Here is a 13,867-nt window from a genome sequence, read left to right as displayed (position 1 = left end):
GGGCTTTCGGGTCCGGGCAGCTTGGCACGTGCCTTAACGTTCGGTCAAGGGTCGTCGATGTCCCGTGGACGGACGGCTACCCGGCAGTCTCGGGAACCGGTGCCGCCGCCCGCTGCTCGGCCGTGAGCCCGTCGATCCTGGGCGTACGGGCGACCCAGCCGACCGCCGGCCGGGCGAAGACCGCACAGAGCAGGAAGATCCCCGCGATCACCCACCAGCCCCAGCCGCCGGTCTGGATCGCGAGCAGGGTCAGGCCGATCGGCGCGAAGATGTCGGCCACCGAACTGATCGTCTGGGCCGTGCCGATGTAGACCCCGCGCGACGCCTCCGGTGGAATGTCGGTCTGGAAGAACCACAGCGCCGCCGAGAACCACAGCTCGGTGGCGGTGATCAGCACCACGGCGAGGATGAGTACGGCGATCGTCCAGACGCCGCCGGTGATGCCGGACAACGCCGCCACCGGGCAGGCGATCGCGGTGACCAGGGCGGCCCGACGGAGCAGCCGGGCGGTGCCCGGCAGCGAGTCCGCGCCACGCGACGCCGGCACCTGGAGCGTGATCGCCAACACCGTGTTGAGGGCCAGCATCGCGCCGAGGATGGGCTTCGGGGCATCGGTGTGCGTGATCGCCCAGAGCGGCAGGATCTCGATGAGGATCACCGAGTGGAACATCATGATCGCGAGCAGGGCGGCGATCGAGACATACGGGACGTCCTTGAACACCGCCAGCCGCGAGCGGCTGACCTCCTTGTCGTGGTGGACCACCGGCGCCGCCGGCAGCCGGGCCACGATGAAGGCGTTCAGCAGTGCCATCGCCGAGTTGAGCAGCACCATGGCGACGAGTGCGGCCGTGGAGTCGAAGGCCAGCACCAGGGCGCCGAGCCCGGTGCCGACGGTGAACCCGGCGTTGAGGTACGTCCGCGCGAAGGCCATGGTCCGCACCCGGTCCTTGGCCGGCAGCGCGTCGGCGGTGTAGATGGTGCGACCGGCCGTGGTGAACGAGTCGGTGGCGGCGGCCGCGACCATCAGCACGACGAAGCCCGCGAACGACGAAACCAGGGGATAGACCGCAAAGGTCAGGGCCGAGCCGATCGCCCCGATGACCCAGGCCCGCTGCCCGCCGATCCGGTCGGCGAGCGCTCCGAGCGGCAGCGAGGTGGCCACGCCGGTCAGCCCCGCGATCGAGAAGCCGGCCCCGATCTGCAGCGGGGTGAGCCCGAGGACATGGGTGAAGAACACGAGGCTGCCGGTGAGGAACGAACCGCTGCCGACGGCGAGCATGCCCGACTGGAACGCGATGACCCGTGGCAACCCCGACGGTGGCAGGAGTCTGGCTACGCTGAACCGGTTCCCACCCATGGTGCCGGTCAGACTACCCGGCGAAGCGCCCCGCCAATAGGTGTCGTCGGCCCGCCCCCGTTGTCATCGACGGGCCGACGACCCCATGCCTCACCAGCGTGGACGGTCCACCGTCATCGGCCGGCCCGGACCGTCTCCTGCCGGATCTCGTCCGGCCGGTACACGCCGTCGGCGTCGGCAGCCGGATCGACCACCGCGACCCGTACGGTCGTGTCGTCGTACCACGCCATCCCCACCGGCTGTTTCGGTACGGAGTCGGCCTGCGGTGCCGACGGCCCGGCGATCACCGCGTCGGCACCGATCCCGCCGTCGGCGAGGTCGACGAGCGCGATCCGTACCTCCCCGGTCGCCTGTTGGTAGCTGACCGCCGCCCGGGCACCGTCGGGTGAGATCCGCACCTGCCCGAGCCCGGTGCAACGCAGCCCGGACAGACCGAACTCGACCGGGTCGGCGGTGCCCAGGTCGACGACCCGCAGCCGGCACGGATCCGCCCGGGTTCCGGCGAGCACCAGCCTCCCGCCGAGTACGTCGAGGCGGCCGATCGGCAAACGGTCGGGGAGGTCGCCCAGGACGGCCGCCGCCAGCAGTCGGCGCTCCCCACCGCTGTCGAGGTCGTGCTCGACGAGGCCGGCGGCCCGCCACAGGTACGCCACCCGCGCGGTCGCCGCGATGAGACGTACCTGCTCGTCTGAGGTGCCGACCGCCCTGCTCGACTCGACCACGCCACTTCCGGACACGACGACGAGCCGGGCCGGGGCGGAGCCCCCGTCCGGACCGGTGCCCACGCTCGCGGAGCCGAGCCCGACGAGCCGGCCGTCGGCCAGGGCGACGATCCGGTGCCAGCCGGCGAACTCCGGAAGCCGATGGTGGGTGATCGACGATCCCGGCAGCAGTTCGGCGATGCCGGTCGCCGGGCCGGCCGCGGACACCACGGAGATCGCGACGCCGGCTCCGCCGATCAGGAGCCGCTGGGCCGGAGCGGCGTACGCCCCGGCGGTCGTCGTCGGGCCCGCCGCCGTCGGCAGCGGCCCGTCGTCACTGCCGCGGACCGCCGTCGGCACGATCGCGACACCCACCACGACCAGGGTCCCGACCGCCGCCGCGGCCGACGTCATCCGCCGTCGGCGGCGCCGGCGCCACCGGTGTCGAATCTCCGCCGGATCACCCGCATGCATCGCGGCGACGGTCGCGGCCCGCCGTACCACTTCGGCGAGGTCGTCCGGAATCTGGCTCATCGGTCACTCCTCCAAGGCTTGCCGCAGCGTGGTCAGGGCGCGGGAGAGCCGGCTCTTGACGGTCCCCTCCGAGATCCCGAGGGTGGCCGCGGTCTCCGCGGTGGAAAGCTCCAGCAGCACCCGGCAGACCACGACACCGCGCTGTTTCAGCGGCAACCGCTCGACCGCGGCCCGGGCGGCCAGGGCGACCGGGTCGGGGCCAGCCGTCCGTGGGTGCAGCCAATCGTCGAGCCGGACCTGCTCCCGCCGGGCCTTCCGCCACCACGACGTCGCCCAGTTGAGCCCCACCCGGAACACCCAGCCACCCGGATTGTCCAGGCCACTGACCCTGCCCCAGTGCGCGTACGCCCGGGTCATCGCCTCGTCGGCGGCTTCCCGCGCGAGATCGTCGTTGCCGAGGGTCAGCGCGAGCGCCCGGTAGACCTTGCCGAGGTGGCTGCGGTAGAAGTCGGCGAACTCCCCGGTCCTGCCGGGCCGTTCGACCACCTCCGGCACCGGGTCGGTTTGGTCCGCGGCCGGGTCCGCGGCAAGGGCTTCCACACCCGGTACACGTCGGGGGCCGGGAGTCGGTTCCGATCGAACCGGTTCTCGGCGGTGCGACGGCGCGGCACGCCGGACACGCGGACGTCACCCGCGAGCGGATCGACGGCGCCGTCGGTCGGTGACCCGCTTCTCCTCGAACGGCTTGAACAGGCTGTGGGCTCGCGCTCGTACGACCGGTCGGCGTTCCGGTATCGGGGCGGGATTCTTGCCGGGGAAGCTCCGGAAACGAATGGGCCGAAAATCCGATGCTCTCTATCGGACATTCGGATGACGTCTCAGTGGTTGGACGTCCGAGGGCTGGCCGGACGGTCGACATCAGGCCACTGACCGGCCCCGACGTGGCCGTTCGAGATATTTCTCACCTGCGACATGGGCGTTACAGCCATTGATTCCAGATAATGTCTGTGGCCGATTTTCGCATTGGGGGTTGTCTCTTGATAACTGCAACGCGATGATCCTGTCTGGGCCACGGGGGTGGGGGCCCACCGGTGCCGATGGAAGGACAAATCCGTGAAGCGAGACACCCGACCTGTGCTGCCCGGGGACGGCGATACCGACTACGCGCGCTACATGCGTACCGACGTGTTACTCGACCTGCAGAGACGCCCCGAGGAGACAGTCCACCGCGACGAGCTGCTCTTCCAGGTGGTGCACCAGTCGGCGGAGCTGTGGTTCAAGCTCGCGGTCGCCGAGCTGACCGAGGCGATCGTCCGCGTCGACGCCGACGAACCCGCCCGGGCCGAATCGCACCTGGCCAGGGCCACCCTCGCGGTGCGGCTCGTCGCCGACCAGCTCGACATGTTCCGGCACCTGAGTCCGTTCGTCTTCCAGGCACTGCAACCGGCACTCGGCAACGGGTCCGGGGCCGAATCGCCGGGCTGGCGGCAGGCCCAGGCGGCGAGCCGCCAGCTCGGCCACGCGTTCCGCCGGCTGCTCACGGCACACGGCACCGACCTGCCCACGCTGTACGCCGGCAACCCCGCCGACCCGCTCTACCGCCTCGGCGAGGCGATGATCGACTGGGACGAGCAGGTGGCGCTCTGGCGGGTCCGGCACTACAAGATCGCGATCCGGGTCGGCAGCCACGGCGTCGTCGGCACCAAGGGCAGCCCGTCCGACATGCTGGCGCGGCTCATCGACTACCGGTTCTTCCCCGAGATCTGGCAGGCGCGGGCGGAAGTTGCCATGGGCGATGGTTCCCTTGCGTGAGCTGACGAACTGGCTGTCCAGCGGGGCCGACCCGGAAACCTTCCCCTATCTCGAGGTGGTCGCCGAGTTCCAGCGCACCGGCAAGCACTTCGTCGACAAGGAACTGCTCGCCCTGCTCGACCAGTGCCGGGCGGCGGCCGGGCCGGCCGGCCCGCTGCGGGCCTTCCTCGACATCGCCCTCGACAAGTGGGACGGCTGCTACGACTACCGGACCTACCTGGCGTTGCCGCTGCTCCGGATGCCCCGGGCGGACCGGGACACCAACGACCGGCTCCTCCTCCAACTGATCGCGGACGCGCTCGCCTTCGAACTGGCCGCCGAGACCGGCGACACCGACCTGTTGCCGGAGCAACGCCCCGAACCGGCCCTGGTCACCAAGCGCTACCGGCTCGGGCTGCGGGCGGCGTCGCCCGTACTGGCCCGTCTGGGGTTGCCGGCACCGCTGGGTGCCTCGCGGCCGGCCGCCGCGCTGCACGCGCTGGTGGTCGCCGACCAGAGCACCGACGAGGAACGTGACCTGCGGTTGAGCATGCTGCCGGTCTACGTCGTACACGACGAGTACATGTTCATCCGGGTGCTCCAGGCGTACGAGTGCACGTTCGCCTCGCTCGCCGCCGAACTGCGGTCGGCCGTCGCGGCGCTCGACGACGGCCTCGCCCGGCCGGCGGCCGACCATCTCGCCTACGCCCGCGACCTGCTCGACCAGGCCGGCCCCCTGTTCTCGCTGATCGCGACCATGCAGCCGGACTCGTTCCGCACCTTCCGGCTCTACACCGAGGGGGCCAGCGCCATCCAGTCCCGCTCCTACAAGCTCGTCGAGGCGCTCTGCCGTACGCCGGATGAGTCCCGCCTCGAATCCCCCGCCTTCCGGTCGGTGCCGGACATCCGCGACCGGGTGCTGGCCGGACAGCCGTCGATCGAGCAGGCATACCGGGCGGCGGACCGGGCCGGCCGGCTGCCGGCCGCCGACCGGCAACTGCTCGACGAGCGGATGGCCGACTTCGCCGCGGCGCTGCTCCAGTGGCGCCAGACCCACTACCGGATCGCGACCCGGATGCTCGGCAACCGCACCGGAACCGGATACACCGAGGGCACGCCGTATCTGGCCGCCGTCCGTTCCATCCCGGTCTTCACCCAGGAAACCGGAGGCGAGCCCGAATGAGCGAGATCCGCGCCGAGTTCCCGCTCCTGGAAACCTGCGTATATCTCAACAGCAACTCGACCGGAGCGGTCCCGCGCGCCGCGGAAGCCGTCCTGGCGGGCTACTGGCAGACCCTGCGTACGTGGCGCGACGACGTCTGGGGCGGCTGGCACGAGGGCCTCGACCGGTACGCCGACGGGCTGGCGGCGTTCATCGGCGCCCCCGCCGGCAGCGTCGTCACCGACGCCAACCTGAGCACCCTCCTGGCCCGGATCGCGTCCTGTTTCGACTACCGGGCGCCCCGTAACCGGATCGTCACGACCGACCGCGAGTTTCCGACCGTCCCGTTCATCTGGCGGGCCGCGGGCCGCTACGGCGCCCAACTCGACGAGGTCGGCGACGGCGGCCCACGGATCGACCAGGACGCGCTGGAGAACCGGATCGACGAGCGGACGCTCCTGGTCTGCGTGCCGCACGCCAGCTTCTCCTCCGGCGCGACCGTCGACCTGGCCCGGCTGGTCAAGCACGCCCACGACGCCGGGGCACTGGTCGTGGTCGACGCGTTCCAGAGTGTCGGCATCATGCCGCTCGACGTCACCGCGCTCGGCGTCGACTTCGTCCTCGGCGGCTCGCACAAGTGGATGTGCGGCGTCGGCACCGCCTTCCTCTACGTACGGCCGGATCTGGCCCCCACCCTGCGACCGGCGGCGACCGGATGGCAGGCCGGCGACCGGGCACTCACGTTCCAGCCGTCGGCCGGCTTCGCCCCCGGCGCCCAGCGGTTCGCCGGCGGCACTCCGTACCCGCTCACCTCGCTGATCTCGCAGGTCGGCCTGGACCTGCTCAGCGGGGTCGGCATCGACGCCATCCGGCGACACTCGCTGGCCTGCACCGACCGGATCGTCGCCCGCGCCGAAGCGGCCGGCATCCCGGTGGTCAGCCCGGTCGAGCCGCAACACCGCGGCGGCGTCGTCTGCCTCGACGTCGCCGACGGCGAGGCGGTCAAGCGGCGGCTCGCCGCCCGCGACATGATCTGCAGCTGGCGCGGCTACCTGCGGATCGGTCCACACATCTACAACACCCTCGACGAGATCGACCGCTTCATGGACGCGCTGGAGGACGAATGTCGATGAGCACGGCACCGCTGTCCCACCGGGCGCTGATGAGCCTGCTCGCGAACGGCACCAAGGCCATGGACGTGCTGGCGACGGCCCTGGACATCGGGCTGCTCGACGCGCTGGAGAAGGGGCCGGTCAGCCTCGCCGAACTCGCCGACCGCTTCGACCTGCGACCGCTGCGGCTGTACAAGTTCCTCGACTGCCTGGAAAGTCTCGGCTTCGTGGAGCGGGAGGAGCCGACCGACGACATCGCCCAGGCCACCTACCGCGCCGACCAGGGGCTCGCGGCCGCCGCCGAGGCGGTCGTCGGGCCGAACGCCATCGAACGGGACCGCGACCGTTACCCGTGGCGGACGCTGCACGGCCGGCTCACCGAAAGCCTGCGCGGCGAGGTGAGCATCCCCGCCGACGACTTCGCCTTCCCACCGACCACGCCCGAGCAGACGGCCGCGTTCGAGCGGAGCATGGCGGTCGGGCTCGGACCGGTCGTCGAGACGTTCCACCGGCATGCCGGGCGGCTGTGGGCCGGCCGGCGCCGCCTGCTCGACATCGGCGGCGGCGACGGTACGCTCGCCGCGCGGTTGCTCGACCACACCCCGGACCTGGCCGTCGACGTCTACAACCTGCCGGCGGTCGCCCCGCTGGTCGAGCAGACCCGGAGCCGGAGCGGCCACCCCGACCGGCTCGGGTTCGTGGCCGGTGACTTCCTCGCCGAGCCGCTACCGACCGGCTACGACGCGATGGCCTTCGTACGGGTACTGCACGACTGGGCGACCCCGGTGTCCCGCCGGCTGGTCGAGAAGGCGTACGCGGCCCTCCCGCCGGGCGGGTTGCTGCTGATCTGTGAGGAGTTCCGTACGCCGGACCGGCTGGCGATGCAGTTCTTCTGGACGTACTTCCAGATCGGGGCCGACAGCTCCGTCAGCCGGCTGCGGGAGGTCGACTTCTACACCGGGCTGCTGGCCGAGACGGGCTTCGACCGGATCGCCGTGCTGCCGGGTACGTGGGAGGTGGTCGTCGCGTACAAGCCCGACGACCGGACGGCGGGCGGGCCGCCCGTGGCCGGGGTGGGGCGGACGTAACCGCCCGTACGCGTTCGGGCCCGTCCGGTCGCCGACCGGGACGGGCCCGAACCGGGCGGGGGCTCACATGTTGAGCAGCAACGTGCCGATGATGGTGCCGATGACGGCGGCCGCGACGCTGGCGGCCGCCGCGTACCAGCCCAGCGGCTTGTCGCCGAGGACCGCGCCCACGACGCCGAGGACCAGGCCCAGGACGCCGAACAGGAGCGGCGACAGCAGGAGCGCGAGGCCGGCGAACACGAACGCGACGATCGTGCAGATGCGGGCGGCGGAGGTGCGGGACCGGGCGGGGCTCGTCAGGTTGGCCATTGCCGTCTCTCCTTCGAGGACACTCTTTTCGGATGCCGGCCTTGGTACCCATCCGGCCCGGGACGTACTCCTTCGACAGATCTCGATGCCCGGGGTGATCGTCGGCGCCGCCCGGTCGCCGAACTGATCGTTTGCTTTCGGGTTAACTCTCGGATACCCGCCGATCGACGGTTGACGGCGGATGGTTCCAGCATCGAGAATCGGCGTAGTTTTGACCGCACATTGACGCGGTGCCCCTGGGGAAAGCGGGGCTGCGCTCACCTTACCGCGCTCACCTTACCGCGTTCACCTTTCCGCCGAGATGGCGTGTCGGATGCGTGTCGACCTGCTTCCGAAATGGACTGTCGCGATCTCGCCTGTCGATCCGTCGGTGGCACTGAAAAGAATCTGTGGCGTTGTCCGGATGTGCCGGCTTGAACGTGCTCTCACGGTCTGTCCGAAAAGTGACTTGATCCGCTCTGGCCTGCTGAAACTTGAGGCAGACCGCCGGGGCGACGGAGGGTGTCTGTCGGCCACGCAGGGCTCCGGCCAGCACTTATGTCACAAGACTGAAAGATTTGATCACTAAAACAGTGATCAATGGTTAACCGTTGCTGTGCTGCGGGTGGGGCGGTAGAGTCCAAAACCGAGGCCGGTTGCCGCGGCTTCACTTCACCTGGCTATTTACGTCCCCTCAATTGCGAGGCCCGTTCCAGAAAAGCGCCGTCCTCCGATTCTCCTGGGGGGATATGTCCATGCCGAATCCGCGCGATTCACTGGCCGGGCAGGTCGGCCACGTGGACCGCCCGGAGCAGCCCGCCGAGGTCAACGGCGACCTCACCACCGGCGTCTTCCGACGGTCGCTGCGGGGTCGTAGCCCACAGGTGAGCGCCGGTGCCTTCGTGGCGCCGACCGCCGTGCTCGCCGGTGACGTACGCGTCGCCGACGGCGCCGTCGTCCTCGACGGCGCGGTCGTCACGGCCGAATCCGCCCCGGTCGTCCTCGGCGAGGAATGCATCGTGATGGAGAACGCGGTCATCCGGGGCGCCGGACGACACCCGGTCGACATCGGCGGACGCACCCTCATCGGTCCGGGCGCGCACGTGACGGGAGCCCGGATCGGGGCCGAGTGCATGGTCGCCACCCGCGCGAGCGTGTTCAACGGTGCCCGGATCGCCGACGGCGTCCTGATCGCCGTCGGGGCGATCGTGCACGTCGGCACCGTCCTGCCGGAGGGCGCGGTGGTGCCGATGCAGCACATCGCCGTCGGCGACCCCTACCAGGTCTTCCCGCCCCAGGAGGCGAACGCGGCACACGACCTGGTCGACCGGATCGGGTTCACCGCGGTCGCCTTCGACCACGACACCTCCGGCCTCGACCTGCGGCAGTGCATGTCCTGGCTGTGCGGCGTCTACGCCCCCGCACTCCGCCGTACCCACGCGACGTGAGGAGCACCGTGTCCAAGCTGTTCCTGCTCGGTATCGACGGGCTCCCACCCGCGACCCTCCGACGTTTCGTCGAAGAGGGGATCCTGCCCAACTGCGCGAAGCTCTTCGCCGACGCGGCGAGTCTCGACGTCATCCCCACGCTGCCGGCCCTGACCTCGCCGGGCTGGCAGACGATCGCCTCCGGCGCGCATCCGGGCACCCTCGGCGTCAGCAACATCCTGCTGCCCACGCTCGGCCGGGCACCCGACCACATCCGCAACGGTTTCGACCGGACCCTGTCCCGCGGTGAATACCTCTGGGAGGTGCTAGCCGCCGAGGGCGAGCCGGCGATCGTGATGAAGTATCCGGGCAGTTGGCCTCCGAAGGTCGAGGCGGACCACCTGATCCAGGTCGACGGTGCCGGCGGATACGCCGACATCACCTGCTCCTTCGAAGAGGTCTCCTCCACCTGCTACGCCTGCGGCTTCGAGATACCGACCTCGCAGGCCCAGGGCTGCTGCTCGGTGCCGCACGGCTACGACGACCACTGGCGGGTCGACAGCGCCACCGCCTCGGGCTGGAGCCCGGTCGTCGCCCGCGACCCGCTCAACTGGACCGGGCTTCCCGGCGGCACGACCCCCGGCTTCGAGACCGTCCTCACCCTGACCCCGGCCGGCCAGCGCCGCCGCCGGCTGCTGCACGCGCTGGCCCACACCGTCGACGGGCAACCCCGGCTGCTGGTCGGCACCACCAAGGACCACGGCGACCGGATCACCGAACTCGCCGTCGGCCAGTGGTCCGACTGGATCCACGACGAGTCCGGCCGGGGCGGCTACGCCTACCGGCTGAAGCTGCTCGAACTCGACGTCGAGCGCCGTGTGCTGCGCCTCTACCGCAGCGAGGGACACCGCACCTCCGGCTTCACCCGTCCCGCCCGGTTCGCCGACGAGTTGCTGCACGAGGTCGGACCGGTCGCGGAGTGGACCGGCACCTTCGACTTCATGAACGGCCTCATCGATCTCGACACCCAGCTCGAGATCTACGACCAGCACACCCGGTGGGTCGAGGAAACCCTGCGGCAACTCGCCGGCCGGCAGCCGTGGCGGGGCGCCTTCGTGCACTGGCACGTCGTCGAATACGCCCACCACATCGCGGGTGCGGCCCTCGACCCCGACCACCCGCGGCACGACCTCGACCAGGAGCGTTACCTGTCGTTCCTGCGGGACACCTACCGGCTCCTCGACCGGCTGGTGGGCACGGTCGCCGAACTGGTCGACGTCGACGACACCCTGGCCCTGGTCAGCGACCACGGCCACGACACCGTCCACAGCCTCTTCTTCATCAACGACTTCCTGCGTGAGCGGGGCTTTCTCGCCACCGGACCGGACGACTCCATCGACTGGTCCCGGACCCGGGCCTACGGCCTGTTCCCGGGCCTGATCCTGGCCAACACGACCAGTCGGTGGTCCGGGGGCATCGTCGCCGAGGAAGACGTCGAGTCGCTGCGGCAGGAAATCGGCGCCGCCCTGCGGGCACTCGTCGACCCGCGGACCGGCCGGCCCGTCGTCAGCGCCGTGCTCGGCCCGACCGAGCTACGGGCCTACGGCCAGCACGGCGAGACCGCCCCGGATCTCTTCTTCGCGATGGACAAGGGATACGAACCGGCGACCCGGCTACGGCACGACGCTCCGGCGCTGTTCGAACTGACCATCCCGGGAGCCGAACTGACCAGCGGCCACGGATCGTTCCACCCCACCTCCGCGTCGGCGGCGACGCTGGCCCTGATCCGCAACCCCGCGCTGCGGGGTGGATCGGTCGGTCGCTACCCGGTGTCGATGGTGGATCTGGCTCCGACATTCGCCGCGCTGATGGGTGTCCGGTCGCCGCAGGGCTGCGACGGCCGGCCGCTCGACTTCGACGCCTGCGGCCTGACCATTAAGGAAAGCGCGGAATGAAGTCCCAGGAGAGCCTGTTCACCGCAGCCATCGAGTCCGCACACATCTTCGACAACGCCGTCCGCGAGGTGTCCCAGACCTCCGGCCTGCTCTCGGCGCTGACCCATTTCCAGACGGTCGACGACGTCGTACGCCGGCTGGCCTTCCGGGCCGAGCGCACCGAACAGGTACGGCACCTGCTGAAGGTCCTGGTCGCCACCGGCGCCGCCGAGGAACGGCAGATCAAGGGCCAGACCGTCTACCGCGCGGTCAAGCAGCCGGCCACCGCGCTGCCGGAGCGCTACCAGCCCCGCTACGAGAACCTGACCTCGTGGTACGGCGAAGGCCACGCCGAGCTGATCCGTAACGGCAACAAGGGCATGCTCGGCGACGACCTGTCGTTCATGCGCTCGCCCGACGCCGCCATCGCGTTCAACCGCGATTTCGAGCACGCCTGGCGCACCAACCTGCAGAACCCGCTCTACGAGTTCGGCCGGATGATCGCCGTACGCGAACTCGCGTCGCGCGGCCACCGCTTCCTCGACCTGGCCTGCGGCCCCGGTTTCGGGGCGATGCGGCTGGCCGAGTTCTCCGAGCAGCCCGCCACCATCGTCTGCGTCGACAAGTCGGCGGACTTCCTCGACATCGCGCGGACCAACGTCTACCCGCAGGCGTCCGTCACGTTCATCGAACGCGACCTCAACACCGGCCTGCCGCCGGTCGTGCCCGGCTCGTTCGACGGCGTGCTGTTCAACGGCGCCTTCCACTTCATGCAGGACCAGCCGGCCCGGCTGCGGGAGATCTGGCAGGCGCTACGGCCCGGCGGCGTCTTCGTGCTCGGGCACTGCTTCAGCTACAGCGGCTTCGCCGACGAGGCGATGCACGACTTCTACTTCTCGCTGCTGCGGGACAAGGCATACGTCCTGCCGTGGGCCACCCTCAAGGACGTCGTCACCGAGGTCGGATTCTCGATCTTCAAGGAGCTGCACCGCGGCAGCCACAGCTACCTCATCGCCGAACGCCCTGTCGGCGCCATCGGCCCCGCGATCCAGACCGACTTCACCGACCTGGCCGCCCAGGTGAAGGTCCTCGGGGGTGATGCATGCCAAGAGCAATGATCATCGGGCTCGACTGTCTGGTGCCCGACGTGCTCGAGGCGCCGATGGACGCCCTCATGCCCACGGTCGCCGGCCTGGCCCGGCGCGGCATCGGCGGCGTCCTGCGCAGCACGCTGCCGCCGATCACCGTACCGGCCTGGACCAGCATGCTGACCGGCCGCGACCCCGGCGAACTCGGCGTCTACGGCTTCCGTAACCGGCGCAGCTTCGGCTACGACGACCTCGTCATGGCCAACTCGACGTCGGTGCGCCTGCCCCGGCTGTGGGACCGGCTCACCTCGGCCGGCCGGCCGAGCATCGTCGTCGGCGTACCGCAGACCTCACCGCCACCGGCCATCGACGGCGTGCTGGTGTCCGGCTTCGAAGGGCCGATCGCCGGCGGCACCTACACCCACCCGGCCGGCCTCACCACCGAGATCGAGCAGGTGGTCGGCGAATACCTCTTCGACATCCCCGACTTCCGTTCGGCGGGCCTGCCCGACGTGCTGCGGACCGCCCGGCTGATGACCGAACGCCGCTTCACGCTCATGCGCCACCTGGTGACCACCCGCGACTGGGACTTCGCGATGCTCCACGAGATCGCGCCCGACCGGATGCACCACTGCTTCTGGCGCTACCACGACGACCAGCACCCCGGCCACCCACCTGACTCGCCCTACCGCGACGCGATCCGCGACTACTACCGGTTCCTCGACGAGCGGGTCGCCGAACTGATCGACGCCGCCGGACCCGAGACGGCCGTGCTCGTCGCCTCCGACCACGGCGCCACCGCCATGCACGGCGGCGTCTGCGTCAACGAGATCCTTCGCGCGGCCGGGCTGCTCACCCTGCACACCGAGCCGGACGGACCCACCCCGCTGACCGCCGGCATGGTCGACTGGTCCCGCACCAAGGTCTGGGGCGAGGGCGGCTACTACGCCCGGATCTTCCTCAACATCGCCGGCCGCGAGCCGGCCGGCATCGTCCCCCGCGAGCAGGTGCCCGAACTGATCGACCAGCTCCGCGAGCTGTTCGGCGTCACCGACCTCGGTCCCGCCGGCATCCTGCGCAACGCCGTACACACCCCCGCCGAGCTGTACCGCCGGGTCCGCGGCATCCCGCCGGACCTGCTGGCCTTCTTCGGCGAGGAGAAGTGGCGGGCGATCGGCAGCGTCGGCTTCGGACAGACCTGGGTACGGACCAACGACACCGGCGTCGACGAGGCCAACCACTCGCGGAACGGGATGTTCGCCCTCGCGGCCCCCGGCCTGCAAGCCGGCGCGCCGCGCACCGCCTCCATCCTCGACGTGACCCCGACAATGCTCGACCTGCTCGGACTCGAACCCGACCCGACCCTGCCGGGGGAGAGCATGCTCGCCCACCAGCCGCTCGCGCTGGTGGCCGACCGCGGCGAGGTGGACGCATGAGCGAGCGGA

The 13,867-nt window shown here is 70.6% G+C and carries 12 protein-coding genes; 8 read left to right on the top strand and 4 right to left on the bottom strand.

Annotated features, from left to right (window positions below; all coding sequences use genetic code 11):
- Positions 1-76 precede the first annotated feature (76 nt).
- From QCD66_RS35010 to QCD66_RS35000, 3 genes are all read right to left on the bottom strand, one after another.
- A complete protein-coding gene (locus tag QCD66_RS35010) occupies positions 77-1,309 on the bottom strand; it encodes an MFS transporter (protein WP_375733186.1) in 1,233 nt (410 codons plus the stop codon).
- A 161-nt stretch (positions 1,310-1,470) separates the two neighbouring features.
- Positions 1,471-2,592 carry a hypothetical protein gene (locus tag QCD66_RS35005; protein WP_375733187.1) on the bottom strand — a complete coding sequence of 374 codons (1,122 nt, stop codon included), beginning with the start codon at positions 2,590-2,592 and terminating at the stop codon, positions 1,471-1,473.
- 3 nt (positions 2,593-2,595) lie between these two features.
- The gene (locus QCD66_RS35000; protein ID WP_375733188.1) at positions 2,596-3,132 is read right to left on the bottom strand and encodes an RNA polymerase sigma factor; all 537 of its coding nucleotides are present in this window, start codon (positions 3,130-3,132) and stop codon (positions 2,596-2,598) included.
- 513 nt (positions 3,133-3,645) lie between these two features.
- Between QCD66_RS35000 and QCD66_RS34995 the strand changes: the two genes are divergently transcribed.
- The 4 genes from QCD66_RS34995 to QCD66_RS34980 are packed head-to-tail and all read left to right on the top strand — an operon-like array spanning position 3,646 to position 7,685.
- Positions 3,646-4,344: a tryptophan 2,3-dioxygenase family protein gene (locus QCD66_RS34995; protein WP_375733189.1), complete on the top strand. Its 699-nt coding sequence runs from the start codon at positions 3,646-3,648 to the stop codon at positions 4,342-4,344.
- The gene (locus tag QCD66_RS34990) at positions 4,328-5,506 is read left to right on the top strand and encodes a tryptophan 2,3-dioxygenase family protein (protein ID WP_375733190.1); all 1,179 of its coding nucleotides are present in this window, start codon (positions 4,328-4,330) and stop codon (positions 5,504-5,506) included. Before QCD66_RS34995 ends, QCD66_RS34990 begins: the two co-directional genes overlap by 17 nt.
- Positions 5,503-6,618, top strand: coding sequence for an aminotransferase class V-fold PLP-dependent enzyme (locus QCD66_RS34985; protein WP_364216348.1), 1,116 nt, complete (start codon positions 5,503-5,505; stop codon positions 6,616-6,618). The genes QCD66_RS34990 and QCD66_RS34985 overlap by 4 nt, the downstream gene beginning before the upstream one ends.
- A complete protein-coding gene (locus QCD66_RS34980; protein ID WP_375733191.1) occupies positions 6,615-7,685 on the top strand; it encodes a methyltransferase in 1,071 nt (356 codons plus the stop codon). Before QCD66_RS34985 ends, QCD66_RS34980 begins: the two co-directional genes overlap by 4 nt.
- A 63-nt stretch (positions 7,686-7,748) precedes the next feature.
- Here QCD66_RS34980 and QCD66_RS34975 read toward each other — a convergent pair whose 3' ends face one another.
- Positions 7,749-7,994 carry a hypothetical protein gene (locus QCD66_RS34975; RefSeq protein WP_357513187.1) on the bottom strand — a complete coding sequence of 82 codons (246 nt, stop codon included), beginning with the start codon at positions 7,992-7,994 and terminating at the stop codon, positions 7,749-7,751.
- 734 nt (positions 7,995-8,728) lie between these two features.
- On the opposite strand from QCD66_RS34975, the gene QCD66_RS34970 reads away from it, so the two are divergent.
- Genes QCD66_RS34970 through QCD66_RS34955 form a run of 4 tightly spaced genes read left to right on the top strand, consistent with a single transcriptional unit; the run spans position 8,729 to position 13,858 of the window.
- Positions 8,729-9,421 (top strand): hypothetical protein, encoded by a 693-nt coding sequence (locus QCD66_RS34970; RefSeq protein WP_364216355.1) that lies wholly within the window; start codon positions 8,729-8,731, stop codon positions 9,419-9,421.
- On the top strand, positions 9,418-11,355 hold the full coding sequence (locus QCD66_RS34965; protein ID WP_364216357.1) for an alkaline phosphatase family protein: 1,938 nt from the start codon (positions 9,418-9,420) through the stop codon (positions 11,353-11,355). Before QCD66_RS34970 ends, QCD66_RS34965 begins: the two co-directional genes overlap by 4 nt.
- Positions 11,352-12,452, top strand: coding sequence for a class I SAM-dependent methyltransferase (locus tag QCD66_RS34960; protein WP_364216360.1), 1,101 nt, complete (start codon positions 11,352-11,354; stop codon positions 12,450-12,452). Before QCD66_RS34965 ends, QCD66_RS34960 begins: the two co-directional genes overlap by 4 nt.
- A complete protein-coding gene (locus QCD66_RS34955; protein ID WP_364216363.1) occupies positions 12,437-13,858 on the top strand; it encodes an alkaline phosphatase family protein in 1,422 nt (473 codons plus the stop codon). Before QCD66_RS34960 ends, QCD66_RS34955 begins: the two co-directional genes overlap by 16 nt.
- Positions 13,859-13,867 lie beyond the last annotated feature (9 nt).

It is taken from the genome of Polymorphospora sp. A560 (assembly GCF_045781765.1).
In the GTDB taxonomy this organism is placed as follows: Bacteria; Actinomycetota; Actinomycetes; order Mycobacteriales; family Micromonosporaceae; genus Polymorphospora; species Polymorphospora lycopeni.
The sequence above is the reverse complement of the archived record's forward strand: the minus strand, read 5'-3'. Positions and strand labels throughout refer to the sequence as shown.

Bases quoted from the DNA above. Each gene is read 5' to 3' on its own strand.
- QCD66_RS35005 (WP_375733187.1), bottom strand. From the start codon at position 2,592: ATGAGCCAGATTCCGGACGACCTCGCCGAAGTGGTACGGCGGGCCGCG.
- QCD66_RS34990 (WP_375733190.1), top strand. From the start codon at position 4,328: ATGGTTCCCTTGCGTGAGCTGACGAACTGGCTGTCCAGCGGGGCCGAC.
- QCD66_RS34985 (WP_364216348.1), top strand. From the start codon at position 5,503: ATGAGCGAGATCCGCGCCGAGTTCCCGCTCCTGGAAACCTGCGTATAT.
- QCD66_RS34980 (WP_375733191.1), top strand. From the start codon at position 6,615: ATGAGCACGGCACCGCTGTCCCACCGGGCGCTGATGAGCCTGCTCGCG.
- QCD66_RS34975 (WP_357513187.1), bottom strand. From the start codon at position 7,994: ATGGCCAACCTGACGAGCCCCGCCCGGTCCCGCACCTCCGCCGCCCGC.
- QCD66_RS34970 (WP_364216355.1), top strand. From the start codon at position 8,729: ATGCCGAATCCGCGCGATTCACTGGCCGGGCAGGTCGGCCACGTGGAC.
- QCD66_RS34960 (WP_364216360.1), top strand. From the start codon at position 11,352: ATGAAGTCCCAGGAGAGCCTGTTCACCGCAGCCATCGAGTCCGCACAC.
- QCD66_RS34955 (WP_364216363.1), top strand. From the start codon at position 12,437: ATGCCAAGAGCAATGATCATCGGGCTCGACTGTCTGGTGCCCGACGTG.